This is a genomic window from Streptomyces sp. NPDC006332, assembly GCF_040612855.1.
Classification (GTDB): Bacteria; Actinomycetota; Actinomycetes; order Streptomycetales; family Streptomycetaceae; genus Streptomyces.
Genome location: NZ_JBEXRA010000026.1, coordinates 54,625 through 79,008 on the forward strand (window position 1 = coordinate 54,625; position 24,384 = coordinate 79,008).

18 protein-coding genes are annotated in these 24,384 nt (G+C 71.3%); 8 read left to right on the forward strand and 10 right to left on the reverse strand.

Annotated features, from left to right (window positions below; all coding sequences use genetic code 11):
• Positions 1-85 precede the first annotated feature (85 nt).
• Positions 86-1,111, reverse strand: a complete 1,026-nt coding sequence (locus tag ABZ027_RS23380) for an esterase-like activity of phytase family protein (RefSeq protein ID WP_356771342.1) — start codon at positions 1,109-1,111, stop codon at positions 86-88.
• Between the two features lie 48 nt (positions 1,112-1,159).
• Positions 1,160-2,011, reverse strand: a complete 852-nt coding sequence (locus ABZ027_RS23385) for a serine hydrolase (RefSeq protein ID WP_356771344.1) — start codon at positions 2,009-2,011, stop codon at positions 1,160-1,162.
• 154 nt (positions 2,012-2,165) lie between these two features.
• Here ABZ027_RS23385 and ABZ027_RS23390 point away from each other — a divergent pair, with 154 nt between their 5' ends.
• Both ABZ027_RS23390 and ABZ027_RS23395 read left to right on the forward strand, forming a co-directional pair.
• Entirely contained in the window at positions 2,166-4,490 is a 2,325-nt protein-coding gene (locus ABZ027_RS23390) for a glycosyltransferase family 39 protein (RefSeq protein WP_356771346.1), read from the forward strand.
• 189 nt (positions 4,491-4,679) lie between these two features.
• Positions 4,680-5,489: an endonuclease gene (locus ABZ027_RS23395; protein WP_356771347.1), complete on the forward strand. Its 810-nt coding sequence runs from the start codon at positions 4,680-4,682 to the stop codon at positions 5,487-5,489.
• Between the two features lie 27 nt (positions 5,490-5,516).
• On the opposite strand, the gene ABZ027_RS23400 is transcribed toward ABZ027_RS23395, so the two are convergent.
• The 4 genes from ABZ027_RS23400 to ABZ027_RS23415 form a co-directional block, all read right to left on the reverse strand.
• Entirely contained in the window at positions 5,517-6,497 is a 981-nt protein-coding gene (locus tag ABZ027_RS23400) for a phosphotransferase (RefSeq protein WP_356771349.1), read from the reverse strand.
• Positions 6,498-6,565: 68 nt separating this feature from the next.
• On the reverse strand, positions 6,566-8,251 hold the full coding sequence (locus ABZ027_RS23405; protein ID WP_356771351.1) for a thiamine pyrophosphate-binding protein: 1,686 nt from the start codon (positions 8,249-8,251) through the stop codon (positions 6,566-6,568).
• Complete coding sequence (gene speB, locus ABZ027_RS23410; protein WP_356771353.1) at positions 8,248-9,231, reverse strand: agmatinase; 984 nt, start codon at positions 9,229-9,231, stop codon at positions 8,248-8,250. The genes ABZ027_RS23405 and speB overlap by 4 nt, the downstream gene beginning before the upstream one ends.
• Before the next feature lie 104 nt (positions 9,232-9,335).
• Complete coding sequence (locus ABZ027_RS23415; protein ID WP_356771355.1) at positions 9,336-10,796, reverse strand: sodium:solute symporter; 1,461 nt, start codon at positions 10,794-10,796, stop codon at positions 9,336-9,338.
• Between the two features lie 122 nt (positions 10,797-10,918).
• Here ABZ027_RS23415 and ABZ027_RS23420 point away from each other — a divergent pair, with 122 nt between their 5' ends.
• Together ABZ027_RS23420 and ABZ027_RS23425 are read left to right on the forward strand one after the other, a co-directional pair.
• Positions 10,919-12,409 carry a PucR family transcriptional regulator gene (locus ABZ027_RS23420; RefSeq protein ID WP_356771357.1) on the forward strand — a complete coding sequence of 497 codons (1,491 nt, stop codon included), beginning with the start codon at positions 10,919-10,921 and terminating at the stop codon, positions 12,407-12,409.
• A 203-nt stretch (positions 12,410-12,612) separates the two neighbouring features.
• Positions 12,613-13,401, forward strand: coding sequence for a phosphatase (locus tag ABZ027_RS23425; RefSeq protein WP_356771359.1), 789 nt, complete (start codon positions 12,613-12,615; stop codon positions 13,399-13,401).
• Positions 13,402-13,442: 41 nt separating this feature from the next.
• Here the strand turns inward: ABZ027_RS23425 and ABZ027_RS23430 are convergent, their stop codons facing one another.
• The 3 genes from ABZ027_RS23430 to ABZ027_RS23440 all read right to left on the reverse strand — a co-directional run bounded on the left by ABZ027_RS23430 (position 13,443) and on the right by ABZ027_RS23440 (position 16,307).
• A complete protein-coding gene (locus tag ABZ027_RS23430) occupies positions 13,443-14,315 on the reverse strand; it encodes an acyl-CoA thioesterase II (RefSeq protein ID WP_356771361.1) in 873 nt (290 codons plus the stop codon).
• A 35-nt stretch (positions 14,316-14,350) separates the two neighbouring features.
• On the reverse strand, positions 14,351-15,508 hold the full coding sequence (locus tag ABZ027_RS23435) for an acyl-CoA dehydrogenase family protein (protein WP_356771363.1): 1,158 nt from the start codon (positions 15,506-15,508) through the stop codon (positions 14,351-14,353).
• A gap of 208 nt (positions 15,509-15,716) precedes the next feature.
• The gene (locus ABZ027_RS23440) at positions 15,717-16,307 is read right to left on the reverse strand and encodes a TetR/AcrR family transcriptional regulator (RefSeq protein WP_356771365.1); all 591 of its coding nucleotides are present in this window, start codon (positions 16,305-16,307) and stop codon (positions 15,717-15,719) included.
• A 96-nt stretch (positions 16,308-16,403) separates the two neighbouring features.
• On the opposite strand from ABZ027_RS23440, the gene ABZ027_RS23445 reads away from it, so the two are divergent.
• The 4 genes from ABZ027_RS23445 to ABZ027_RS23460 are packed head-to-tail and all read left to right on the forward strand — an operon-like array spanning position 16,404 to position 22,271.
• Entirely contained in the window at positions 16,404-18,056 is a 1,653-nt protein-coding gene (locus ABZ027_RS23445; RefSeq protein ID WP_356771367.1) for a carboxyl transferase domain-containing protein, read from the forward strand.
• Positions 18,057-18,100: 44 nt separating this feature from the next.
• On the forward strand, positions 18,101-20,149 hold the full coding sequence (locus ABZ027_RS23450; RefSeq protein WP_356771462.1) for an acetyl/propionyl/methylcrotonyl-CoA carboxylase subunit alpha: 2,049 nt from the start codon (positions 18,101-18,103) through the stop codon (positions 20,147-20,149).
• Positions 20,146-21,105: a hydroxymethylglutaryl-CoA lyase gene (locus ABZ027_RS23455; RefSeq protein WP_356771369.1), complete on the forward strand. Its 960-nt coding sequence runs from the start codon at positions 20,146-20,148 to the stop codon at positions 21,103-21,105. The genes ABZ027_RS23450 and ABZ027_RS23455 overlap by 4 nt, the downstream gene beginning before the upstream one ends.
• Before the next feature lie 5 nt (positions 21,106-21,110).
• Positions 21,111-22,271, forward strand: coding sequence for an acyl-CoA dehydrogenase family protein (locus tag ABZ027_RS23460; RefSeq protein WP_356771371.1), 1,161 nt, complete (start codon positions 21,111-21,113; stop codon positions 22,269-22,271).
• Between the two features lie 92 nt (positions 22,272-22,363).
• On the opposite strand, the gene ABZ027_RS23465 is transcribed toward ABZ027_RS23460, so the two are convergent.
• Positions 22,364-24,292: a glycosyltransferase family 2 protein gene (locus ABZ027_RS23465; RefSeq protein WP_356771373.1), complete on the reverse strand. Its 1,929-nt coding sequence runs from the start codon at positions 24,290-24,292 to the stop codon at positions 22,364-22,366.
• Between the last annotated feature and the right edge of the window lie 92 nt (positions 24,293-24,384).

Genomic DNA, 24,384 nt, shown 5'->3' on the forward strand with positions numbered 1-24,384 from the left:
CGCACCGCTTGGTTCGGCCATTTTCGTGCGGGTGCGCTTTTCGTGTGCGGGGGCGCTGTGGCTGCTCGCGCAGTTCCCCGCGCCCCTAGTGGGTTACCTGCACCTGCAAGTAATAGAACCGCGTCGTCTGCGCGGCGTTCTGGTTGTCGTCGCTGACCAGGACCACCTTCAGGCGGCCCCTGCCGTCACCGCCTGTGACCGCCATGCCCTCGATGTTGTCCAGCAGCGGATTGGGCTGGGGCTGCTTGGCCGTGGCGCCCAGGGTCGGGCAGGCGGCGAGGTCCGTGAGCAGGGTCTTCTTGATCGGGCGTACGCCCGCCTGACCCGTCAGGTTCTCGACGCCGCTGGTGTCGGTGGCGCGGCGCGGGTCGGCCAGGTAGAGGCGGACGGTGTTGCCGACGCCGGAGGTGAAGCCGCGTTCCAGGACGAGGAGGCGGCCGTCGGGGGTGGCCCGCACCTCGGGCACGCCGAGGCCGGCGTCGACCGGGTAGGCGTACTGGGCGGCGGGCACGAAGCTCCCGCGGTGCCGCTCCCAGGTCTGGAAACGGACGGCGCCGGAGCTGTCGCCGGAGAGGGCGTACTCCATGGAGGCCAGCAGGGTGTGCCCGCCCGGGAGCAGCGTCAGCCCTTCGAAGGTGCCGTTGGAGACGGCCCGGCCGGCCGGGGCGACCCGGAGAGAGGCCGGGACCGGGAGACGGTCGAGGATGTGGCCGGTGCGGGAGTAGCGGCGTACGGACGGCTCGGTCTCCGAGGTGACCAGCCGGGTGCCGTCGGAGTCGATCACCAGGCCCTCGGAGTCGAGGGCGGTGCCGTTCTCGTCGGCGAGCGGGACCACGGAGCGGGGCTGGAGGGTCTTCGCGTCGAGGCGGAACAGGGCGGAGCGGTCGGAGAGAGCGGCGAGCGAGCCGTCCTGGTCCACGGCGAGCGCGGAGAGGTTGCCGACGAAGGTGCCGTCGTAGGTCGTCTTGTCGAGCGCGTCGGAGAAGCGGTCGATGGAGACTTTGGACGAACAGGCGTGATTGTCCTGGGCGTTCGCGGGACCGGCGGCGGTCAGGCAGGTGGCCGCCGCCAGGGCCGCGGAGGTGCTGGCGAGTACGGTTCTCAGGCGCATGGAGGTCACCGTAGGACCGGCCGGTGACCGACGGGAGTCCGGCAGGCGTCAGGACGCCGCCAGGTCCTTGTGGACGACCTTCGCGACGCCCTGGATGGTCGAGATGCCGTAGTTCATGGTGCTGTTGCCCTGACTGAGCACCGTGATCATGTAGTCGTGGCCGCCACCCTTGAAGGCACCGATGCTGTGCACCCGCCAGCCGTTGCTGGCCCGCTGCAGCCAGCCGTTCTTGACGGCGACCGAGACCCCGGACGGCACTCCGTACGGTGTCCCCCAGCGCTGCGACGAGATGACCTGGCTCATCAACTTGATGATGTAGGCACGGGAGTTGTCGCTCAGGACCGTGTTCTTCGCGGTGAGGAGCTTCAGCAGCTTCTGCTCGTCGGTGACGGTGATCTGGGTCAGGCCCCAGTAGCCGTTCGCGCCCGGCTTGGTCTGGGTCATCCCGGCCGCGGCGAGGAACCCCTTGATCTTCGTCAGCCCCAACTGCTTCCAGAGCTTGCTGGTCGCGGTGTTGTCCGACTTGGTGATCATGGCCTTGGCGAGCGAGGCCTCGGTGTCGGTGAGGTACCGGTTGTGCTTCTTCGCGTCCCACAGCAGCGTGGCGAGCACGGTGACCTTCACGACACTGGCCGAGTCGAAGGCGGTGGAGGCGCGCAGGGTGCAGGTGGTCTTCGTCGAGCGGTCGTAGACACCGACCGCGATCGTGCCCTTGCGGTTCGCGAGGGCCGTGGTGATGTCCTTCTTCAACTTGTCGGCGAGGCCCGCCTTGGCGGACGTACAGCTGACGGCCGGTGTGACAGCGGCGGCGGGCGCGGCGGCGGCCACGAGGGGGATGAGGACCCCGGCGCCGACACCGGCGGCCAGCGCTCTCGTGCGAATGGATATCCCGTGAGTCATGCCCAGTTGACGCACGAGTTCGAGGGAATGGTTGTACGCATTGGCGAACGGTTGCACGAAGGTCGCACAAGCGTTACCGCGTCCTCCGCGTATTCACAGGAGGGCACAAGGTTCGGCACAGCGGGCACCCACCCCCGCTTCAGATCATGCCGGGGTGACCTCAGCCACCGATCCCCGCCCCCACCCGACCGTCTCCCCCGACCTGCCGCCACCGGCGCCGCCCGCGGTGCCCCCGCAGGCGCCTCGCTGGTCGTTGCCCGCCCTGATCGCGATCCTGATCCTGGCCGCGGCGCTCTACTCCCGGAACCTGTCCGGTTCGAGCCTGAACAGCTTCTACAGCGCGGCCGTGCTGAGCGGCACGCAGAGCTGGAAGGCGTGGTTCTTCGGCTCGTTGGACGCCGGCAACTTCCTCACCGTCGACAAGCCTCCCTTCGCGCTGATGGTCATGGGCCTGTCGTGCCGGGTCTTCGGGTACGGCACCTGGCAGATGATGGCGCCCATGGTCGCGGCCGCGCTCGGCACGATCTGGATCCTGCACGCGTCGGTGAAACGGGTGTTCGGGCACGCGGCGGCGGCCGTCGCCGCGCTCGTCCTCGCGCTGACCCCGATCACGGTCGCCATCAACCGTGACAACAACCCCGACACGCTGCTGGTGCTGCTGATGGTCGGTGGCGCGGCGCTCGCGCTGCGGGCCGTGCGCGCCGACAGGCTGCTGCCGCTGATCGGCTCCGCGGTGTGCTTCGGGCTCGCCTTCAACACCAAGATGCTCCAGGGATACATCGCGCTGCCCGCCGTCTTCGCCGTGTACGTGTTCGCCTCGCGGCTCGGCTGGCGGAAGAAGGCGGTGAACCTGCTCCTGGCCGCCGTGGCCCTGGCCGTCTCCAGTTTCTGGTGGGCGGCGGCGGTGTCCTTGGTGCCCGCCTCCTCGCGGCCGTACATCGGCGGCTCGACGGACGGCACCGCCTGGAACCTGATCATGGGCTACAACGGTCTGGGCCGGATCTTCGGCGGCGAGGGCAACGGCGGGGGCGGTGGCGGCGGAGGCGGCGGCTTCTCCGGTACAGCGGGCCTCGGACGTCTCTTCAACGACATCCTCGGCGGCCAGATCTCCTGGCTGATCCCCTTCGCCGCGATCGCCTGCGCCGGTGGCCTGGTCCTGTGCGGCCGCGCGCCGCGCACCGACCCGACCCGGGCCGCGCTGGTCATGTGGGGCGGCTGGACCGCGCTGCACTACCTGACGTTCGCGATGGCCGAGGGCACCATGCACCCGTACTACACGACCGCGCTGGCGCCCGGTATCGCGGCGCTGTGCGGCGGCGGAGGCGCGCTGCTGCTGCGTGCCTTCCGTGCCGACCGGCGCTGGGCGTGGGTCCTGCCGGCCGCCCTGGCGGTCACGGCGGTCTGGGCCGCGGTGCTGCTGCGCCGGTCCTCCGGCTGGAACACCTGGCTGTGGCCGACGATGGCGGTGGTCATGGCGCTGGCGATCGCGGGCCTGCTGGTCTTCCGCTCCGGTGACCGGGTACGGCTGCTGGCGGCCTCGGTGGTCGCGGCGGTCGTCGCCGCGGTGGCGGGCCCGGCCGCGTACGCCTGGTCGGTGCCGTCCGGTTCGGGCGGCGGAGGCGGCATGGGCGGGGGCACCAACCCGACAGCCGGGCCTTCTACGGGGAGCGGCTTCGGCGGTGGTCCCGGCGGGGGCGGCGCAGGCGGCGGCCGGGCCGGCTTCGGCGGCAGTGAGATGCCGGACGGCACGCGGCAGGGCGGGCAGGCCGGTGGACAGTCCGGCCAGGAGGGCGGTGCGCCTGGCGGCGGTCAGATGATGCCCGGCGGCGGCAACGGCGAACTGCCGGGCGCGCCGAGCGGCGCGGGCCAGGCTCCCGGCGGTACCGGTGAGATGGGCGCTACGCCGCCGGGCGCCACCGGCGAGAACGGCGGTACGGCAGCCGAGGGCGGCACCGGCGGTCAGCCGGGCGGCATGGGCGCCATGGGCGGTGGAGGCATGGGTGGCGGCGCGAGCAGCGAGCTCGTCTCGTACCTGAAGAAGCACCAGGACGGCGCCAAGTGGCTGCTGGCGGTGTCGAGTTCGCAGAGCGCCGCGCAGCTCATCCTCAGCAGCGGCGAACCCGTCATCTCCATGTGGGGCTGGTCCGGCAGCGACAACGCGATGACCCTCGCCAAGCTCAAGGAACTCGTGAGGAAAGGCGAGTTGCACTACATCCAGGTCGGCGGCAGCGGCATGGGCGGCGGTCCCGGCGGCGGCAGCGGCGTCAGCTCCGAGGTCACCCAGTGGGTGCAGAAGAACGGGACGGCGGTGAAGGAGAGCGAGTACAGCAGCGGCTCGGCATCGCAGTCGCAGTCGCAGTCGCAGTCGCAGTCGCAGTTGCAGTCGGACTCGAAGTCCAGCTCCTCGTCCCAGTCCGACTCCTCGTCCCAGTCGAGCCAGTCGACGGTCTACCGCCTGGACGCGTCGGACGTCAGCTGACCAGAACCGCCCCAACTCCCTCTGGCCTTCGGGTCAGAGGGAGTTTTGGTGCGCCAACTCGCGTAGACAAAGACCACATTGCCGGACCCCGTCATCTGTTGGACACGTCCGCTTCATGGACAACAGCTCATGTCCATGTCACGCTCCCGATTGCCCGCTCAATCAACCCGCGTAGAACGGACACTCGCGATGCCCGTCACCCCCATACGCACGCGCCGCTGGAAGCCCCTGGCGCTCGCCGTCTCCACCGTCATGATCGGCCTCACCGCCCCCGCGCTGACCGCGACCCCCGCCGCGGCCACCACGACCGCGTACGACACGACGTACTACAAGAACGCGATCGGCAAGACGGGGACGAGCCTCAAGTCCTCCCTGCACACCATCATCAGCAGCCAGACGAAGATCTCGTACTCCGCGGTCTGGAACGCCCTCAAGGCCACCGACCAGGACCCGAACAACAGCAACAACGTGATCCTGCTGTACAGCGGCGTCTCGCGAAGCAAGTCCCTCAACGGCGGCGACGTCGGCGACTGGAACCGCGAGCACACCTGGGCCAAGTCGCACGGCGACTTCGGCGAGGTCACCGGCCCCGGCACCGACCTGCACCACCTGCGCCCGGCGGACGTCCAGGTCAACAGCATCCGTGGCAACAAGGACTTCGACAACGGCGGCAGCGCGGTCAGCGGCGGGGGCGGCAGCCTCACCGACTCCGACTCCTTCGAGCCGCGCGACGCGGACAAGGGCGACGTGGCCCGCATGATCCTCTACATGGCCGTGCGCTACGAGGGCGACGACAGCTTCGCCGATCTCGAACCCAACGAGAAGGTGAACAACGGCAGCGCCCCCTACATGGGCAAGCTCTCGGTGCTCAAGCAGTGGAACGACGAGGACCCGCCGAGCGCCTTCGAGGAGAAGCGCAACCAGGTCATCTACGACACGTACCAGCACAACCGCAACCCGTTCATCGACCACCCGGAGTGGGTCGAGGCGATCTGGTAGGACCCGGCGCCGACAGCGCCTGCCGGATCAGCCGAGCCGCAGGACAGTCTCCGTGAGCCGGGAGACGGCGGCCGGATCCGGCAGGCCGCGCAGGGTGGCGACGACCTGCTCACTCGCGAACTCACGCTGCGCGGCGGTCGCGGTCGGGTCGAGGGCGCACTCGGCCTGTACGCGGACGTAGTTCAGGTCCGTCGCGAAGAGCATCGAGAACGAGTCCAGGCCCTTGATGACCCCCGGGCCGCCGGCGTCCCGGTACGCCCGCATCAGCCGCCGTGCGGAATCGGCACGGAAGTCGTTGCCGCCGGCCCATACGTACACGGCACGCGCGAGCTCGCGTTCCGCCGAGACGGGTCCGGCGTTGTCCCAGTCGAGGAGCACCGGACCGGCCGCACCGACCAGAACGTTCTGGGGCCGCATGTCGAGATGTGAGGTCACCAGGGAGTGCGGGTCGGACGGGGTGACGTGGCAGGCCAGCTCCGCCGCCCGGATCGCGGCGAACCGGGCCAGCGCGTCCGACCAGGGCATACCGGCCCGGCTGGTCTCCTGGCGCAGTTTCTCCCAGTCGGCTTCCCGGGGGCACTCCTCGTACCAGGCGTCCGGTGTCTCGGTGGCGCCCTCTCCGACCCGGTGGAGCAGGGCCAGGGTCCGGCCGCACCAGCTCAGGATCTCCGGATCGGCGGCGTCCGCCTTGCCGCCGTCGACCCAGTCGTACAGCTTCACGCAGGACCCGCCCGACTCGGGGCCGAGCCGGGATACGTGCGCGCCGTCGCGATTCGGCAGCAGTCGCGGCGAGGAGATACCCATCCGCTCCGCGGCGTCGCGCAAGGCCGCCTCCCGGGCGACCTGCCCCTCGTCACAACCGAACAGCAACTCCTTCGCCGCGAAGGAGGAGCCGTTCCCGGCCAGCTTCCAGATCTGCCCGAGCGCACCCCGGGCGACGGGTGTCACCGTCCATGGTCCCGCGCCCAGCGCGTAGGTGTCCGCTATGAAGTCGGCTGCGCTCCGCATACGAAGGCCTCTCTGGCTGCGACGTCAGTGTGCCCCGGCCACCGCGTGGTCGGACACCGGATTACACCTCAGCCGAGATGCGTCGGCGCGAACATCCGCAGCACCGCCGGGAGTACGACCACCGCGGGGCCCGGTGACACGAGCGCCCGCGACAGGTCGTCCGACAGAGTCGCCGGGGTCGTACGGACCCCCGGCACCCCGAAGGACTCCGCCAGGGCCACATAGTCCGGGCGGGCCAGCTCGGTCGCCGTCGCCTCGCCGAAGGCGTCCGTCATGTACTCGCGGAGGATGCCGTAGCCGCCGTCGTCGACGATCAGCCAGGTGACGTTCAGGTCGTACTGGCGGGCGGTGGCCAGTTCGGCGATGGAGTACAGGGCGCCGCCGTCGCCGGAGACCGCGAGTACGGGGCGGGTGGGGTCGGCCGCCGCCGCGCCCAGCGCCGCCGGGAAGGCGTAGCCGAGGCCGCCGGCGCCCTGGGCGGAGTGCATGTGGTTGGGGCCCTTGGCGTCGAAGGCCGACCAGGCCCAGTAGGCGAGGATCGTCATGTCCCAGAAGGACGGGGAGTCGGCGGGGAGTGCCCGGCGTACCGACGCCAACACGTCCTGTTCCAGGGTGAGTTCCTGGGCGGCGATGCGTTCCGAGACCCGGGACAGGACCGCGCTCACCCGCTCCGGGGCCGACGCGTCCGCCCGCTCCGGCACCGTCTCCAGCAGCGCCTGCAACGCGAGTCGGGCGTCCGCGTGGATACCCAGCGCCGGGTGGTTGGACTCCAGTTTGCCGAGGTCCGCCTCGATCTGGATGACCCGGCCGCGCGGCTTGTACGTGTGGTAGTTGGAGGAGAGTTCGCCCAGCCCCGAGCCGACCACCAGGACGACGTCCGCGTCCTCCAGGAAGTCCGTGGTGTGCCGGTCCTCGATCCAGGACTGGAGGGACAGGGGATGCGTCCAGGGGAACGCGCCCTTGCCGCCGGGGGTGGTCACCACCGGGGCCTGGATCCTCTCCGCCAGCTGCCTCAGCTTGCCCGACGCGTCCGCCCGTACCACTCCCCCACCCGCGATGATCGCCGGGCGCGCGGCGCGGGACAGCAAGTCGGCTGCCACCGCCGTCAGTTCGGGGCGCGGGGGCAGTTCCTCGGGGAAGGCGTCGCCGCCCGTCACCACCGGGATCAGTGTCGGGGCCAGCAGGACGTCCTGCGGGATCTCCACCCAGACCGGGCCGTGCGGGGCGGTGAGCGCCGACTTCCACGCCTCGGCGATCGCGGACGGGATCTGCGACTGGGCGCGGACCGTGTGGACCGATTTCACCACGCCCCGGAACGAGGCCGACTGGTCCGGGAGTTCGTGCAGATAGCCGCGCCGGCCACCACCGAGGCCCGCCGTCGGGATCTGGCTGCTGATCGCCAGCACGGGCGCCGAGGCCGCCGCCGCCTCCTGGAGGGCGGCGAGGGACGTCAGGGCTCCCGGCCCGGTCGACAGGAGCAGGGGGGCCGCCTCGCCCGTGATCCGGCCGTACGCGTCCGCCGCGAACCCCGCGTTGTTCTCCACCCGCAGGCCTATGTACCGCAGGTCGGAGCGGCGCAGCGCGTCGAACATCCCGAGCGCGTGCTGGCCGGGCAGGCCGAAGACGGTGGTCGCGCCGAGCCCGGCCAGCGTCTCCACGACCAGGTCTCCGCCCTTGCGCCCCGGGGGCGGGTTCAGCGCGGCTGATGTCTGGGCGGCCGTGGGACGCAGCACCAGGTCGTGGTCGTGAGTCACTTCGCTGCCTTCTCCTGAGCCCTCGCCTCTGCGATCTGGCGGGTCATGATCGTGGTCAGTTCGTACGCCGTGTGGGATGCCGCCACCGACGTGATCTCCGCGTGATCGTACGCGGGGGCCACCTCGACGACGTCCGCCGAGACCAGGTGGCACCCGGCCAGGCCCCGCAGGATCTCCAGCAGCTCACGGGAGGTCATGCCGCCCGCCTCCGGGGTGCCGGTGCCGGGGGCGTGCGCCGGGTCGAGGCAGTCGATGTCGATGGAGATGTAGACGGGGCGGTCGCCGATGCGCTGGCGGAGCTGGTCGGCGATCTCGTCCACACCGCGCCTCATGACGTCGGCGGACGTCACGATGCCGAAGCCCATCTTCTCGTCGTCGGTGAGGTCCTGCTTGCCGTAGAGCGGGCCGCGGGTGCCGACGTGGGAGAGGGCGGAGGTGTCGAGGATGCCCTCCTCGACCGCCCGCCGGAACGGCGTCCCGTGCGTGTACTCCGCGCCGAAGTACGTGTCCCAGGTGTCGAGGTGGGCGTCGAAGTGGAGCAGGGCGACGGGGCCGTGCCGCTTCGCCACCGACCGCAGCAGCGGCAGCGCGATGGTGTGGTCGCCGCCCAGGGTCATCAGGCGGGCGCCGGTACCGAGCAGGTCGTCCGCCGCCGCCTCGATCGCGTCGACGGCCTCGTTGATGTTGAAGGGGTTCGCGGCGATGTCGCCCGCGTCCGCCACCTGCGCCAGCGCGAACGGGGAGGCGTCCTGCGCCGGGTTGTACGGCCGCAGCAGCCGGGACGCCTCGCGGATCGCGTTGCCGCCGAAGCGGGCGCCCGGCCGGTAGGAGACGCCCGAGTCGAACGGCACCCCGACCACGGCGACATCGGCGTGGCCGACCTCGTCGAGGCGCGGCAGCCGCGCGAAGGTCGCGGGGCCGGCGTACCGCGGGATCCGGGAGGAGTCGACGGGGCCGCGGGGCGTCTCGTTGCTGCTCATGGGGTACTGCCTTCTTTCCTGCGCTTCATCGCACATGTACATCTATGTGAATCTATGTACAGCCATACATTTCTATGTACGCCTATGCACTCCTGGTGACGACCCTACTGGGGCGCCGGGACCGACTCGGTCACGGGTTCGGGTGAGCGTCCCGCGAGGCGCTCGCGCCAGGTGGCGAGGACGGTGGCGTCGGTCGCGGGGGTCGCCAGGGAGACGACGAGGTAGGCGGCCAGGGAGGACAACAGGCCGTAGTAGACGGGCTCGTTGGCGAGGATGCCGTAGGACGCCATCAGGCCGACGACCGCGAGACCGCCGACGATCACGGAGGCGAGGGCGCCCTGGGCCGTGCCGCGCTTCCACAGCAGCCCGCCGAGGATCGGCACGAGGAGGCCGCCGACCAGGAGGTTGTAGGCGACGGTGAGCGCCTCGACGACGTTGTTCAGCGCGATGGCGGTGCCGATCACCACCACGCCCATGACGAGGATGAAGACGCGGTTGCCCCTGACCTCGTCCCGCTCTCCCTCCACCCCCCGCACCGTTCCTCGCAGTCGCGACCAGATGTCGTTGTTGGCCACGGTGGCGCAGGCGATCAGCGCGCCGGAGGACGTCGACATCACGGCGGCGAGCGCGGCCGCCAGCACCAACCCCCGTACGCCGACCGGGAGTTCGTCCTTCACGATGGTCGCGAAGGCGTCGTCCGCGTTGGCCAGGTTCGGGTAGAGGACCTTGGCCGCGGTGCCGATGACGGCGCCGGCCAGGGCGTACGCGAGACAGTAGGTGCCGGCGACCGTGCCGCCCCACCGCGCCGTGGTGTCGCTGCGGGCGGTGAAGACGCGCTGCCAGATGTCCTGCCCGATGAGCATGCCAAAGGTGTAGATCAGCACGTAGGTGAAGATCGTCTCGCCGCCGATGCCCAGCGGATCGAAGTACTCGGTGGGGAGCTTCGCCCTCATCTCGCCGAAGCCGCCCGCCTTCACCACGGCGATGGGCAGAAGCAGCAGCAGGACGCCGACGGTCTTCACCACGAACTGCACCATGTCCGTCAGCGTGATCGACCACATGCCGCCGAGGGTGGAGTACGCGACGACGATCGAGCCCCCGAGGACGATCGCGAGGGTCCGGTTCATGTCGAAGAGGACGTCGAAGATCGTCGCGTACGCGATGGTCGACGTCACCGCGAGCATCAACGTGTACGCCCACATGACCACGCCGGAGATCACACCGGCCCGGCCGCCGTAGCGCAGGTCGAGCATCTCGGAGACGGTGTAGACCTTGAGGCGGGCGATGCGGGCGGAGAAGAACACCGACAGCGCGAGCAGGCCGAGACCGATGGTGAAGACCATCCAGGCTCCGGACAGCCCGTACTGGTAGCCCAACCCCACGCCGCCGATGGTGGACGCGCCGCCCAGGACGATCGCCGCCATGGTGCCGGAGTACATGGCGGGCCCCAGGCGACGCCCCGCCACCAGGAACTCGCTCTTGGACCGGGCGCGGCGCATGCCCCACCAGCCCATCGCCAGCATGCCGACCAGATAGACGACGATCACGGTGTAGTCGACGGCCATGGGGCTCTCCTTCGCGCACGCTCGGTGGCGGGTGACGAGGACTGACACTAGGTGGCCGGAAAGCGGCTGCGAAGTGTACGTTTCATCCATTCGAGCCTCGCTGGACAGAGGAAACGTCCACCATGCCGGACCCCGCCGTTCCGCCCACGCCGCCCGTGCCGCTCACGGCGCTGCTGGCCCGCGAGGACCTGGCCCTGCGCCAGATCGCGGGGCCGTCCGAGCCGGACATCGTCATCCACTGGGCGCACACCTCGGAGATGGCGGACCCGTATCCGTACCTGCTGGGCGGCGAGCTGCTGCTGACGGCCGGCGTGCACGTTCCGGAGGCGGCGGGGCCCGACGGGGGCGCCCCCGGTCGGGCGACGTCGGGACTGGAGGAGTACTTCGACGACTACGTCTCCCGGATCGTCGCGGCGGGCGGCGCGGTCCTCGGCTTCGGGCTGGCGCCGGTGCACGACACGGTGCCGCGGGCGCTGGTCGCGGCCTGCGAGGCGCACGGGCTGCCGCTGGTCGAGGTCCCGCCGCAGACCACCTTCTCGGGCGTGGCCCGCGCGGTCTGGCAGCTGATGGCGCAGGCCCGGCACACCGAACTGCGCCGGGTCACGGAGGCCCAGCAGAGCCTCGCCGCCGCGACCTCCCGCCCCGACCCCGTCCCCTCGGTCCTGCGGCAGCTGGCCCGGCGGACGGCAGGCCGGGCGGTGCTGTACGGGCCGGACGGCACGCGGATCGCGGCGGCGGGCAGCGATCCAGGGGACGCCGTGCGGGAGGCGCTGGCCGGGCTCGCGCGGATCGTCACCGGCCGCTCCTCCACGACCGCCACCGACACCGTCGCCGGCACCCATCTCGCCGCCTACGCCCTCGGCGCCGACGAGGGTTTCGTGCTCGGGGTCGCGGCGCCGCGGCGCGAACCGGGCGACCACACCATCGCCTCCGTCGCCGCGGTGCTGCTCTCCCTGCTCACCGGCGAGCACCACAGCGGCACGGGGGCGGCACGCTCCTCGGCGCTGGTACGGCTGCTGCTGGGGGCCGCGCCCGAGGAGGTGGCCCCCCTGCTGGGCGAGGAGCGGTGGGTCGTGGTGCACGCGCGACCCCACGCGGAGGGTGCGGACGCCGTCGCCGCCGCCGCGCTCGGTGCCGCGCTGGGCTCCTCGCTGGTCGACCTGGACCGGGACGTCGTACGGATCCTCGTGCCGGCCGGTCGTGAAGTCGCCGCGCAACCCGGCTGGACGCTCGGTGTCAGCGCCGCCGTCACTCCGCGGGAGTGGGCCGACGCCGACGCCCAGGCGGGCCGAGCGCTGGCGCGGGCCCGAGCCACCCGCGTCCCGCTGGCCCACCACGGGGCCCGCCCCGCCCTCGCCGACCTGGTCCCCGGCGACGAGGCCGAGGCGTACGCCCGTACGCTGCTCGCGCCCCTCACCGCCGTCCCGGCGCTCCCGGAGACGCTGCGGGCCTGGCTGTCCCTGCACGGCAGTTGGGACCGTACGGCGGTGGCGCTGGACGTGCACCGCAACACCGTGCGGCAGCGGATCGCCCGGTGCGCGGCCCTGCTGGGCGCGGACCTGGACGACCCTGACGTACGAATGGAGCTGTGGTTCGCGCTACGGCGGCTGTGAGCACCGCGTATCCCGCGCCCCAGGCCGCGGGATACCAGGTGGCGCCTAGCTAGGGTCTTTCGTTTGGATCAGGCCGGGCTCGCGGGCCCCGGCACCGCTCCCCCACGCTCGGCTTCGCTCGCGCGGGAGGGGCCCCCGGACCCCGCTCCCTGATCCGGCCTGATCCAAACGAAAGACCCCGTCGCCTGCCTCACAATGGAGGCATGCCGATACCCGGGACACCCAGCCGCGCCGAGCTTGTCGACCACCTTGTGAGGATGCGTATCGCGGGCGAGGTCGCCACCCCGCGCGAGAACAACCTCTCCCATTACCGCCAGCTGGCGAACGGCGTTCGCAACTACTGGCTCGGCCTGGAGCTCGGCGACCGGTGGACCGACGAGCAGGACGTGCTCGCGGTGATGGCGGAACGGGTCGGGGTGAACGACGACCCCGGGTACCGGTACGGGCAGGACACCATCGATCCCGGTCTGACGGTGGCCGGCCTGGAGCGGATGGCGGCCCGGCTGCGCAAGGCCGCCGACGGAGGGCAGCGGGTCCTGTTCGCCACCGGCCACCCGGGCGGACTGCTCGACGTGCACCGTGCCACCGCCGCCGCGCTGCGCGCTGCCGGGTGCGAGATCGTCGTCATCCCGGAGGGGCTGCGCACGGACGAGGGGTACGTCGTGCAGTTCGCGGACGTGGCGGTGCTGGAGCACGGCGCCTCGCTGTGGCACACCCACTCCGGTGAGCCGATGCGTGCCATCCTCACCGCGCTGGAGCACGAGGGCAGCCCGCTGCCCGACCTGGTCGTCGCGGACCACGGCTGGGCGGGCTACGCGGGCCAGCACGGCGTGGACTCCGTCGGGTACGCCGACTGCAACGACCCGGCGCTCTTCCTCGCCGAGGCGGAGGGCACCGTGCAGGTGACGGTCCCGCTCGACGACAACGTGGTCAGCCCGCGTCACTACGACCCGATGACGGCGTACCTGCTGGCGGAGGCGGGACTGGCGTAGGCGCCGGGCTGGGGGAGCCGCCGCCTACGCCCGAGCGGCCCTCAGCGTTCCCGAGGGGCGCGGACCACGCCCTCCTGGATCACGGAGATGGCGAGCCGGCCGTCCTGCGTGTAGATGCGGGCCTGGCCGAGACCCCGGCCGCCGTGCGCGGTCGGCGACTCCTGGTCGTACAGGAGCCATTCGTCGGCGCGGAACGGGCGGTGGAACCACATCGCGTGGTCCAGTGACGCGCCCACCACGTCCCCGACGGCCCATCCCCCGCGCCCGTGCGCGAGCAGGACCGAGTCGAGCAGGGTCATGTCGGAGACGTACGTGGCAAGGACGACGTGCAGCAGCGGGTCGTCCGCCAGCTTGCCGTTGGTGCGGAACCAGACCTGGGAGTGCGGCTCGCGCGGCTCGCCGAAGCGTCCGTACGGCGGCTCGTCGACGTAGCGCAGGTCGATCGCCTCGCGTGCCTCCAGGAACCTCTCGACGACCTCGGGAGCGATGTGGCCGTAGCCGCGCAGCCGCTCCTCGGAGGTGGGCAGCGTGGCGGGGTCCGGGGCGTCGGGCTTCGCGGTCTGGTGCTCGAAGCCCTCCTCGTAACGCTGGAAGGAGGCGGACAGGGCGAAGATCGGCTGTCCGTGCTGCACCGCGAGGACCCGGCGGGCGGTGAAGGAACGACCGTCGTTCATCCGCTCGACCGTGTAGACGATGGGCGCGCCGGGGTCACCCGGTCGCAGGAAGTACGCGTGCAGGGAGTGGGCGAGACGGTCCTCGGAGACCGTCCGTCCGGCGGCGACCAGCGCCTGGGCCGCGACCTGGCCGCCGAAGACCCGGGGGATCACGGCGAAGCGGGACTGGCCGCGGAAGATGTTCTCCTCGATCTGCTCGAGGTCGAGCAGATCGAGGAGATCTTGTAGTGCCTGACTCATGGGGTCAGTTCTACCGGCAGGTAATTTCGCGGACCTTACAGACCCATGTCCTTCGCGATGATCGACTTCATGATCTCGCTGGTCCCGCCGTAGATGCGGTTGACGCGGTTGTCCGCGTACAGACGGGCGATCGGGTACTCGTTCATGAAGCCGTAGCCGCCGTGCAGCTGGAGGCAGCGGTCGATCACGCGGTGGGCGACCTCGGTGCAGAACAGCTTGGCGCTGGCGGCCTCGGCGGGGGTCAGCTCGCCGGCGTCCAGGGCCTCCAGGGCGCGGTCGGCGACGGCCTCGGCGGCGTCCACCTCGGCCTGGCAGGCGGCCAGTTCGAACTTGGTGTTCTGGAAGGAGGCGACGGGCTTGCCGAAGACCGTGCGGTCCTGCACGTACTCCTTGGCGAACCGGACGGCGGCCTTGGCCTGGGCGTAGGCCCCGAAGGCGATGCCCCAGCGCTCGGAGGCCAGGTTGTGACCGAGGTAGTAGAAGCCCTTGTTCTCCTCGCCGAGGAGGTCCTCGACGGGGACCTTGACGTCGACGAACGCCAGCTCGGCGGTGTCGGAGGTCTTCAGGCCGAGCTTGTCGAGCTTGCGGCCTATGGAGTAGCCCTCGGACTTGGTGTCCACGGCGAACAGCGAGATGCCGTGCCGGCGGTCCTCGGCGGTGGGCGCGGAGGTACGGGCGCAGACGATCACGCGGTCGGCGTGCACGCCGCCGGTGATGAAGGTCTTGGAGCCGTTGAGGACGTAGTGCGTGCCGTCCTCGGAGAGCTTCGCGGTGGTCTTCATGCCCGCGAGGTCGGAGCCGGTGCCCGGCTCGGTCATCGCGAGGGCCCACATCTCCTCACCGGAGACGAACTTCGGCAGGAAGCGCTTCTTCTGCTCGTCGGTGGCGAGCATCTTGATGTACGGCAGGCCCAGCAGCACGTGCACACCGGAGCCGCCGAACTGGACGCCCGCGCGGGCGGTCTCCTCGTACATCACGGCTTCGAACTTGTACGAGTCGATGCCGGCGCCGCCGAACTCCTCGTCCACGCGAATGCCGAAGACGCCGAGCTCGGCGAGCTTGTAGTAGAAGTCGCGCGGTGCCTGGCCCGCGGCGAACCACTCGTCGTAGACGGGGACGACCTCGGCCTCGATGAAGGCCCGGAGGGTCTCCCGGAACGCCTCGTGATCCTCGTTGAACACCGTACGGCGCACGACCGCCACCCTTCCTTGCGCCTAAACCGGCGCCGCTCTCGCGTACCTGGTTGCTCGCCGTGAGGGTTCCTCAATCGATGAGTGCGGTTCCAGACGGCTAAGCGCTTGCTCACCTAACGGTACCGGCGAGTAGGGGTGAGTTGGAAGGCGCGTTCAGGTAATGCTCGTCACGTGTGAGCGGGGTCGGGGGTGGCCGAAGAGCGGGGCGCTACTCGGCCGCCGCGAACGCGCCCCGCGCCATCCGGTGCAGCAGCTCCGCCGTGGCCCCCCGGCCCGGCAGTGAGCCCGCCCGCCCCAGGTGCGGGGTCGAGTTCAGCAGGCCGAACACCGAGTGCACGGCGGAGCGCGCCGCCGGCTCGTCCAGTCCCGGGTACACCTCGCGCACCACGCCGACCCACAGCTCCACGTACTGCCGCTGCAACTGCCGCACCAGTTTGCGGTCGCTGTCCCTCAGGCGGTCCAGCTCGCGGTCGTGGAGGGTGATCAGCGGCCGGTCGTCCAGGGCGAAGTCGATATGGCCCTCGATGAGGGAGTCGAGGACCGCCCCGGGGGCGACGCCGTCGGCCTCCTGCAGACGCCGTTTCGCGCCCGTCAGCAGTCGGCCGCTGATCCCCACCAGCAACTCGGCGAGCATCGCGTCCTTGCCCGTGAAGTGCCGGTAGAGACCGGGACCGCTGATCCCGACCGCGGCGCCTATCTCGTCCACGCCCACGCCGTGGAAGCCACGTTCGGCGAACAGCCGCGCGGCCTGCTTGAGGATCTGCTCACGGCGGGTGGGGGCGTCGGTTCTGGTGGCCATGGAAGCAATTCTAGACAGCGAGGTTAGCGGTCGTTAACCTGAAGGGGTTGGTTAACGCTCATTAACAGTCCGGTCGCTGGGTGAGGGGATCGCAGGATGCACGAGGCAGCGGAGCTGACCAGCGATGGGGGTCCCCCCGCGCGAGTCCTTTCGAGCGTGGGGGAAGACCCCGCGTCGGAGGCCTGGCGGGCCAACGAGGAAGCCCACCTCGGGCTCGTCGAGGAGCTGCGCGGCAAGCTCGCCGCAGCCCGGCTGGGCGGCGGCGAGCAGGCGCGGGCCCGGCACACCGCGCGCGGGAAGCTGCTCCCCCGCGACCGGGTCGACACCCTCCTCGACCCGGGCTCGCCCTTCCTGGAACTGGCGCCCCTCGCCGCCGACGGGATGTACGAGGGGCAGGCGCCGGCCGCCGGTGTCATCGCCGGGATCGGGCGGGTCAGCGGGCGTGAGTGCGTGATCGTCGCCAATGACGCCACCGTCAAGGGCGGCACGTACTACCCGATGACGGTGAAGAAGCACCTGCGGGCCCAGGAGGTGGCCCTGGAGAACCGCCTCCCCTGCGTCTACCTGGTCGACTCCGGCGGGGCCTTCCTGCCCATGCAGGACGAGGTCTTCCCGGACCGCGAGCACTTCGGGCGGATCTTCTACAACCAGGCCCGGATGTCGGGGGCGGGGATCCCGCAGATCGCGGCGGTGCTCGGTTCCTGCACGGCGGGTGGCGCGTACGTCCCGGCGATGAGCGACGAGGCCGTCATCGTCCGCAATCAGGGGACCATCTTCCTCGGCGGTCCTCCGCTGGTGAAGGCGGCCACCGGCGAGGTCGTCACCGCCGAGGAACTGGGCGGCGGCGAGGTCCACTCGCGGGTGTCCGGCGTCACCGACCACCTCGCGGAGGACGACGCGCACGCCCTGCGGATCGTGCGGAACATCGCCGCCACCCTCCCGGCGCGCGGCGCCCTCCCCTGGGAGGTCCGGCCCTCGGTCGAGCCGAAGGTGGACCCGTACGGGCTGTACGGCGCCGTACCGGTCGACTCACGCACCCCCTACGACGTACGCGAGATCATCGCGCGCGTGGTCGACGGCTCCCGTTTCGCCGAGTTCAAGGCAGAGTTCGGGCAGACACTGGTCACCGGCTTCGCCCGCATCCACGGCCACCCCGTCGGCATCGTCGCGAACAACGGCATCCTGTTCTCCGAGTCCGCGCAGAAGGGCGCCCACTTCATCGAGCTGTGCGACCAGCGCGGCATCCCGCTGCTGTTCCTGCAGAACGTCTCGGGCTTCATGGTCGGCAAGGACTACGAGGCCGGCGGCATCGCCAAGCACGGCGCCAAGATGGTCACGGCCGTCGCGTGCACCCGCGTCCCCAAGCTGACCGTCGTCGTCGGCGGGTCGTACGGCGCCGGCAACTATTCCATGTGCGGTCGGGCCTACTCCCCGCGCTTCCTGTGGATGTGGCCCAACGCCAAGATCTCGGTCATGGGCGGCGAGCAGGCCGCCTCCGTCCTCGCAACCGTCAAACGGGACCAGTCCGAGGCGCGCGGGGAGACCTGGCCCGCCGAGGAGGAAGAGGCCTTCAAGGCGCCGATCCGCGCGCAGTACGAGCGCCAGGGGAACGCCTACTACGCCACCGCCCGGCTGTGGGACGACGGGGTCGTGGACCCGCTGGACACCCGGCAGGTGCTGGGTCTCGCCCTGACCGCCTGTGCCAACGCGCCACTGGGCGAGCCCCAGTTCGGCGTCTTCCGGATGTGAGGGACTTGTCGACGATGTACCGCCAGACGACGCACCGCCAGACGATGTTCGACACGGTCCTCGTGGCCAACCGCGGCGAGATCGCCGTCCGCGTGATCCGCACCCTGCGCTCGCTCGGTGTCCGCTCGGTGGCCGTCTACTCCGACGCGGACGCCGACGCACGGCACGTCCTGGAGGCCGACACGGCCGTCCGGCTCGGTCCGGCGCCCGCCGCCGAGAGCTATCTGTCGATCGAGCGGCTCCTGGCGGCGGCCGAGCGCACCGGCGCCCAGGCAGTCCACCCCGGATACGGCTTCCTGGCGGAGAACGCCGGGTTCGCGCGGGCATGCGCCGACGCCGGACTGGTGTTCATCGGGCCGCCGGCCGAGGCGATCGCCCTCATGGGCGACAAGATCCGCGCCAAGGAGACGGTGCGGGCGGCCGGGGTGCCGGTGGTGCCCGGGTCGAGCGGCAGCGGGCTGACGGATGCCGAACTCGCCGACGCCGCCCGGGAGGTCGGCGTCCCGGTCCTGCTGAAGCCCTCCGCCGGTGGGGGCGGCAAGGGCATGCGGCTGGTGCGCGACCCCTCGCTGCTGGCCGACGAGATCGCCGCCGCCCGCCGCGAGGCCCGCGCCTCCTTCGGGGACGACACGCTGCTCGTGGAGCGGTGGGTGGACCGGCCCCGGCACATCGAGATCCAGGTCCTGGCCGACGGCCACGGCCAGGTGATCCACCTGGGCGAACGCGAGTGCTCCCTGCAGCGCCGCCACCAGAAGCTCATCGAGGAGGCGCCGTCCGTCCTGCTGGACGAACGGACCCGGGCCGCGATGGGCGAGGCGGCGGTCCAGGCGGCCCGTTCGTGCGGGTACGCGGGCGCGGGCACGGTCGAGTTCATCGTCCCCGGGGGCGACCCGACGTCGTACTACTTCATGGAGATGAACACCCGCCTCCAGGTGGAACACCCGGTCACGGAACTGGTCACCGGCCTCGATCTGGTGGAGTGGCAGCTGCGGGTCGCGGCGGGCGAGCCGCTGCCGTACCGGCAGGAGGACATCAGCCTCACCGGGCACGCGATCGAGGCCCGCCTCTGCGCCGAGACGGTGTCCGTCAAGGAGGGCGCGCGTGGCTTCCTCCCCTCCGGCGGCACGGTGCTCCAGCTCCACGAACCCCAGGGCGACGGCGTACGCACCGACTCCGGCCTCAGCGAGGGCACCGAGGTCGGCAGCCTGTACGACCCGATGCTGTCCAAGGTGATCGCATACGGGCCGGACCGGGAGACCGCGCTCAGGAAGCTCCGGGCGGCACTCGCGGGGACGGTCACGCTGGGCGTGCAGACGAACGCCGGGTTCCTGCGGCGGCTGCTGGCGCATCCGGCGGTCGTGGCGGGCGAGTTGGACACGGGGCTGGTGGAGCGGGAGGTGGACGGGCTCGTACCGGCCGACGTGCCGCCGGAGGTCTACACGGCGGCGGCGCTGCTGCGTCACGCCGCCCTCGCCCCCGCGCCGACCGTCGGGCCCGGCTCGGGATCCGGCTGGGTCGATCCGTTCTCCGTACCGGACGGCTGGCGTCTGGGCGGTACCCGGGCGTGGACGGAGCACCACCTGCGGATCGCGGGCCACGACCCGGTCACCGTCCGGGTCCGCACCGCGCCGGACGGCGGCGTCGAGCTACTCCCCGACGGCACCGAGACCCCCCTGCGGGCAGCCGCGAGCCGGCTCCCGGGCGCCGGACGGGAAGCCCCGTTCGTCCTCCGCCTCGACGGCACCGTCCACACCTTCGCCGCCCTGCCGGACGGCACCTGGCTGGGCCGCGACGGCGACTCCTGGCAGGTGCGCGACCACGACCCGGTCGCCGCGTCCCTCAACCGCGGGGCCCACGAGGGCGCCGACTCGCTCACCGCGCCCATGCCCGGCACGGTCACCGTCGTGAAGGTCGCCGTCGGCGACGAGGTGACGGCGGGCCAGAGCCTGCTGGTCGTCGAGGCGATGAAGATGGAGCACGTCATCTCCGCCCCGCACGCCGGCACGGTCGCCGAACTGGACGTCGTACCGGGCACGACGGTCGCCATGGACCAGGTGCTCGCCGTGATCGCGCCGCACGAGGAGGCGGAATGACCACCCAGCAGCTCCCCATGGCCGTACCGGCACCGAACCTGCCCGCGCGGGTACGCATCCACGAGGTCGGCGCCCGCGACGGACTGCAGAACGAGAAGGCGACCGTCCCCACGGAGGTCAAGTCCGAGTTTATCCGCCGACTGGCCGGCGCGGGACTGACCACGATCGAGGCCACCAGCTTCGTACACCCGAAGTGGGTGCCCCAACTGGCCGACGCGGAGCAACTGTTCCCCCTGGTCAGCGAGCTGCCCGTGGATCTCCCGGTGCTGGTGCCGAACGACCGTGGCCTGGAACGGGCGCTCGCCCTCGGCGCGACCCGGGTGGCCGTGTTCGCCAGCGCGACGGAGTCCTTCGCCAAGGCCAACCTCAACCGGACGCTCGACGAGTCGCTGGCCGTGTTCGAGCCGGTCGTGGCCCGCGCCAAGGACGAGGGCGCCCATGTGCGCGGCTATGTCTCCATGTGCTTCGGCGACCCCTGGGAGGGGCCGGTCCCCGTCCACCAGGTGGTCCGCGTGTGCACGGCGCTGCGGGACATGGGCTGCGACGAACTGAGCCTCGGCGACACGATCGGGGTCGCCACCCCCGGCCATGTCCTCGCGCTCCTCTCCGCGCTCAACGAGCAGGGCGTGCCGACCGACGTCATCGGCGTGCACTTCCACGACACCTACGGCCAGGCGCTGGCCAACACCTATGCGGCCCTGCAGCACGGGGTCAGCACGGTCGACGCCTCCGCCGGAGGTCTCGGCGGCTGCCCGTTCGCCAAGTCCGCCACCGGCAACCTCGCCACCGAAGACCTCGTGTGGATGCTGCGGGGGCTCGGCATCGACACCGGAGTCGACCTCGACCGTCTCATCGCCACAAGCCTGTGGATGGCCGACCGACTGGGCCGACCCAGCCCGTCCCGCACCGTCCGAGCCCTGTCCCACGAGGACCCCGAAAGCCGCAAGGAGCAGTGACCGTCATGGACCACCGTCTCTCCCCCGAACTGGAAGAACTCCGCCGTACCGTCGAGGAGTTCGCGCACGACGTGGTGGCGCCGAAGATCGGCGACTTCTATGAGCGGCACGAGTTCCCGTACGAGATCGTCCGCGAGATGGGCCGCATGGGGCTGTTCGGGCTGCCGTTCCCGGAGGAGTACGGCGGCATGGGCGGCGACTACCTGGCTCTGGGTATCGCGCTGGAGGAGCTGGCGCGGGTGGACTCGTCGGTGGCGATCACCCTGGAGGCGGGCGTCTCGCTGGGCGCGATGCCCATCCATCTCTTCGGCACCGAGGCCCAGAAGCGGGAGTGGTTGCCGCGTCTGTGCTCCGGCGAGACGCTGGGCGCGTTCGGCCTGACCGAGCCGGACGGCGGTTCGGACGCGGGTGCCACCCGGACGACGGCCCGGCTCGACCCGGACACCGACGAATGGGTGATCAACGGCACCAAGTGCTTCATCACCAACTCGGGCACGGACATCACGGGCCTGGTCACGGTCACCGCGGTGACCGGCCGCAAGCCGGACGGCAGCCCGCGGATCTCCGCGATCATCGTTCCGTCGGGCACCCCCGGCTTCACGGTCGCCGCGCCCTACTCGAAGGTCGGCTGGAACGCCTCCGACACCCGCGAGTTGTCCTTCTCCGACGTACGGGTCCCCGCGGCGAACCTGCTCGGCGAGGAGGGCCGCGGCTACGCCCAGTTCCTGCGCATCCTGGACGAGGGCCGGATCGCCATCGCGGCACTCGCCACCGGCCTGGCCCAGGGCTGTGTGGACGAGTCACTGAAGTACGCGCGGGAACGGGAGGCCTTCGGCCGTCCGATCGGCGCCAACCAGGCCATCCAGTTCAAGCTCGCCGACATGGAGATGCGGGCGCACACCGCCCGACTCGCCTGGCGTGACGCGGCCTCCCGCCTGGTGAGCGGCGACCCCTTCAAGAAGGAGGCCGCCCTCGCCAAGCTGTACTCCTCGACCATCGCCGTGGACAACGCCCGCGACGCCACCCAGATCCACGGCGGCTACGGCTTCATGAACGAGTACCCGGTCGCCCGCATGTGGCGCGACTCCAAGATCCTGGAGATCGGCGAGGGCACGAGCGAGGTCCAGCGGATGCTGATCGCGCGGGAGTTGGGGCTGGTGGGCTGAATCCGGTCGTCGGCCCGTGCCGCCCGCCGGAGGGCAGGCGCGGGCCGGTAACTGCCGTAAGTCGGCCGCCGAGCACGGTCTCCCGCACGGCCCTACCGGCCCAATCGCCGCCGTAGACGCCGGACCCGCCGGTTGTCCGCGACCGCGTCCCGGAGCCGACGCCCGGCGCCGGCCTCGTACGCCGGGCCTTCCAGCCGCAGCGGGGAGCCGTCCCGGACGACGGCGTACGCGACCGGGGTCTCCGCCTTCGGGAAGGTGACCGGGTGGCGTCCGGCCGGGAGCTCGAGGCGGGCGGGGAGGCGTAATCGTGCCGTCCCGTCGGCTCCGGAGGCCAGTTCGGCCTCGACCGTCAGGGTGGACACGGTGACCTGGACGGGAAGCGGGGCGCCCCCCGCGGCGGCCATGTACGGCAGCCCGAGCGACCGCCGGGCACGCGCGGTGTTCGCGGAGACGACACCCTCCGTGTCGGGCCCGAGTCTTCGCAGGCGCTGGTCCAGATCGAGGGCGAGCTGGCCCTTGCCCTTGGTCCAGTACGGCAGGGCGAGCCGCCCGCCGGTCAGCGCCGGGCCCGCGGCCGGGTCGCCCGGAGTGCCGTCGCCCGTCACCCGGACCATCCGGTCGACGCCCAGCAGCTGGACGTGCGCCCACACGTCGTGGACCCCGCGCTCCAGCGGCCGACCGCCTGCCAGCCGCTCCGGGTCGAGGCGCAGCCGCCCCGACACGACGAGCCGAGACCGCCCCTCCGCGAGCGGCTCCAGCCGCACCTCCGGGTCGCCCTCCGGGTACCACCAGTCCTCCCGGTCCCGGTCCTTCACCACCAGCTCCGCGCAAGCCCGCCGGAACGGATCGGGAACCTCCCAGCCGTCCTCCGTCCCCGGCACCCCGTCCAGCAGCTCCGGGTCCAGCCACCACGTCCCGTCCCGCTCGACGAGGACCAGCGGTTCGCCGTCCCCGCGCAGCAGGTCCAGGGTGACATCGGCGACCAGACAGCCGTCCTCCCACCGCGGTTCGCCTACCTTGCCGCGTGCCGTCACGTCGCGGACGCGCTCCGCGAGCGCCACCGCCCCGTCGAAGTCGCCGCGCTCCAGCAGCGCGGCCCGCAGCCGGGACACCGCGGGCAGTGCCTCCCGCACGGCGGCCGGGAACTCCTCCCGCGCCACCTCCCGGGCCGCCTCGAAGCGCAGCCGCTGCTCGGCCGGGTCCTCGCGCAGGATCTCGGGCTCACGGGTCCTCGAGAGGATCTCCACGTGGTAGAGGCGGTGCAGCAGCCGGTTCTGCAGCGCGTCGATGTCGTCGGAAGGGGTGGTGCCGTCCTTGATCTGGCGGACGATGGAGCGAAGGTTGGGCCAGAACCCGTGCCGAGGGTTGAAGCGGTGCCGGGTGTTGTTGCCGCCGTCGTCCCTCTTCATCCAGTAGTAACAGGGGTAGTCGGCGAGGATCGAGATCCGTTCGGCCTTCAGGTAGGCGGCGCTGACGAAGGCCAGATCCTCCATGATCCACGGCCCCTCCGGGAACCGCAGCCCGTGTAACTCCACGAACGCCCGCCGGAACATCTTGTGCGGCGACAGGCTCTGCATCAACTCGTCGTTCTCGATCGTGCAGTTGTCCACCGTGTGCCGGAACAGCCGCCTGGGCCGCGCCATGTTGGTGGACATCTTGCCGATCACCACGTCGGCGTCGTTGCGCGTCGCGTGCTCGTACAGCCGCTCCAGGGCCTCGGGCCCGAGCGTGTCGTCGTGGTCGACGAACTGGATGTACTCCCCCTGGGCGTGCCGCATACCGAGGTTGCGCGGCGCACCGGGCCACCCCGAGTTCGCCATGGTGTGCACCTGGACGTTCGGATGCGCGACCGCGATCTTCTCCAGCCGGCCCGGTGTGTCGTCCGTCGACCCGTCGTCGACGTAGATCACCTCGTACTCGTCGGCGGGCAGACTCTGCCCCAGCAGCGACGGCGCGCAATCGTCAACGTACTTGCCGGTGTTGTGGACAGGGACGATCACGCTGACCTTGATTCTCGGCATTGCACGGACTTTACCGGTATGCCGGGCATCGCTCCCCGTGATTCGGGAACAGGAGGCCGGGTGCCCTCTGGACAAAATGGAAGGTTAGGCTA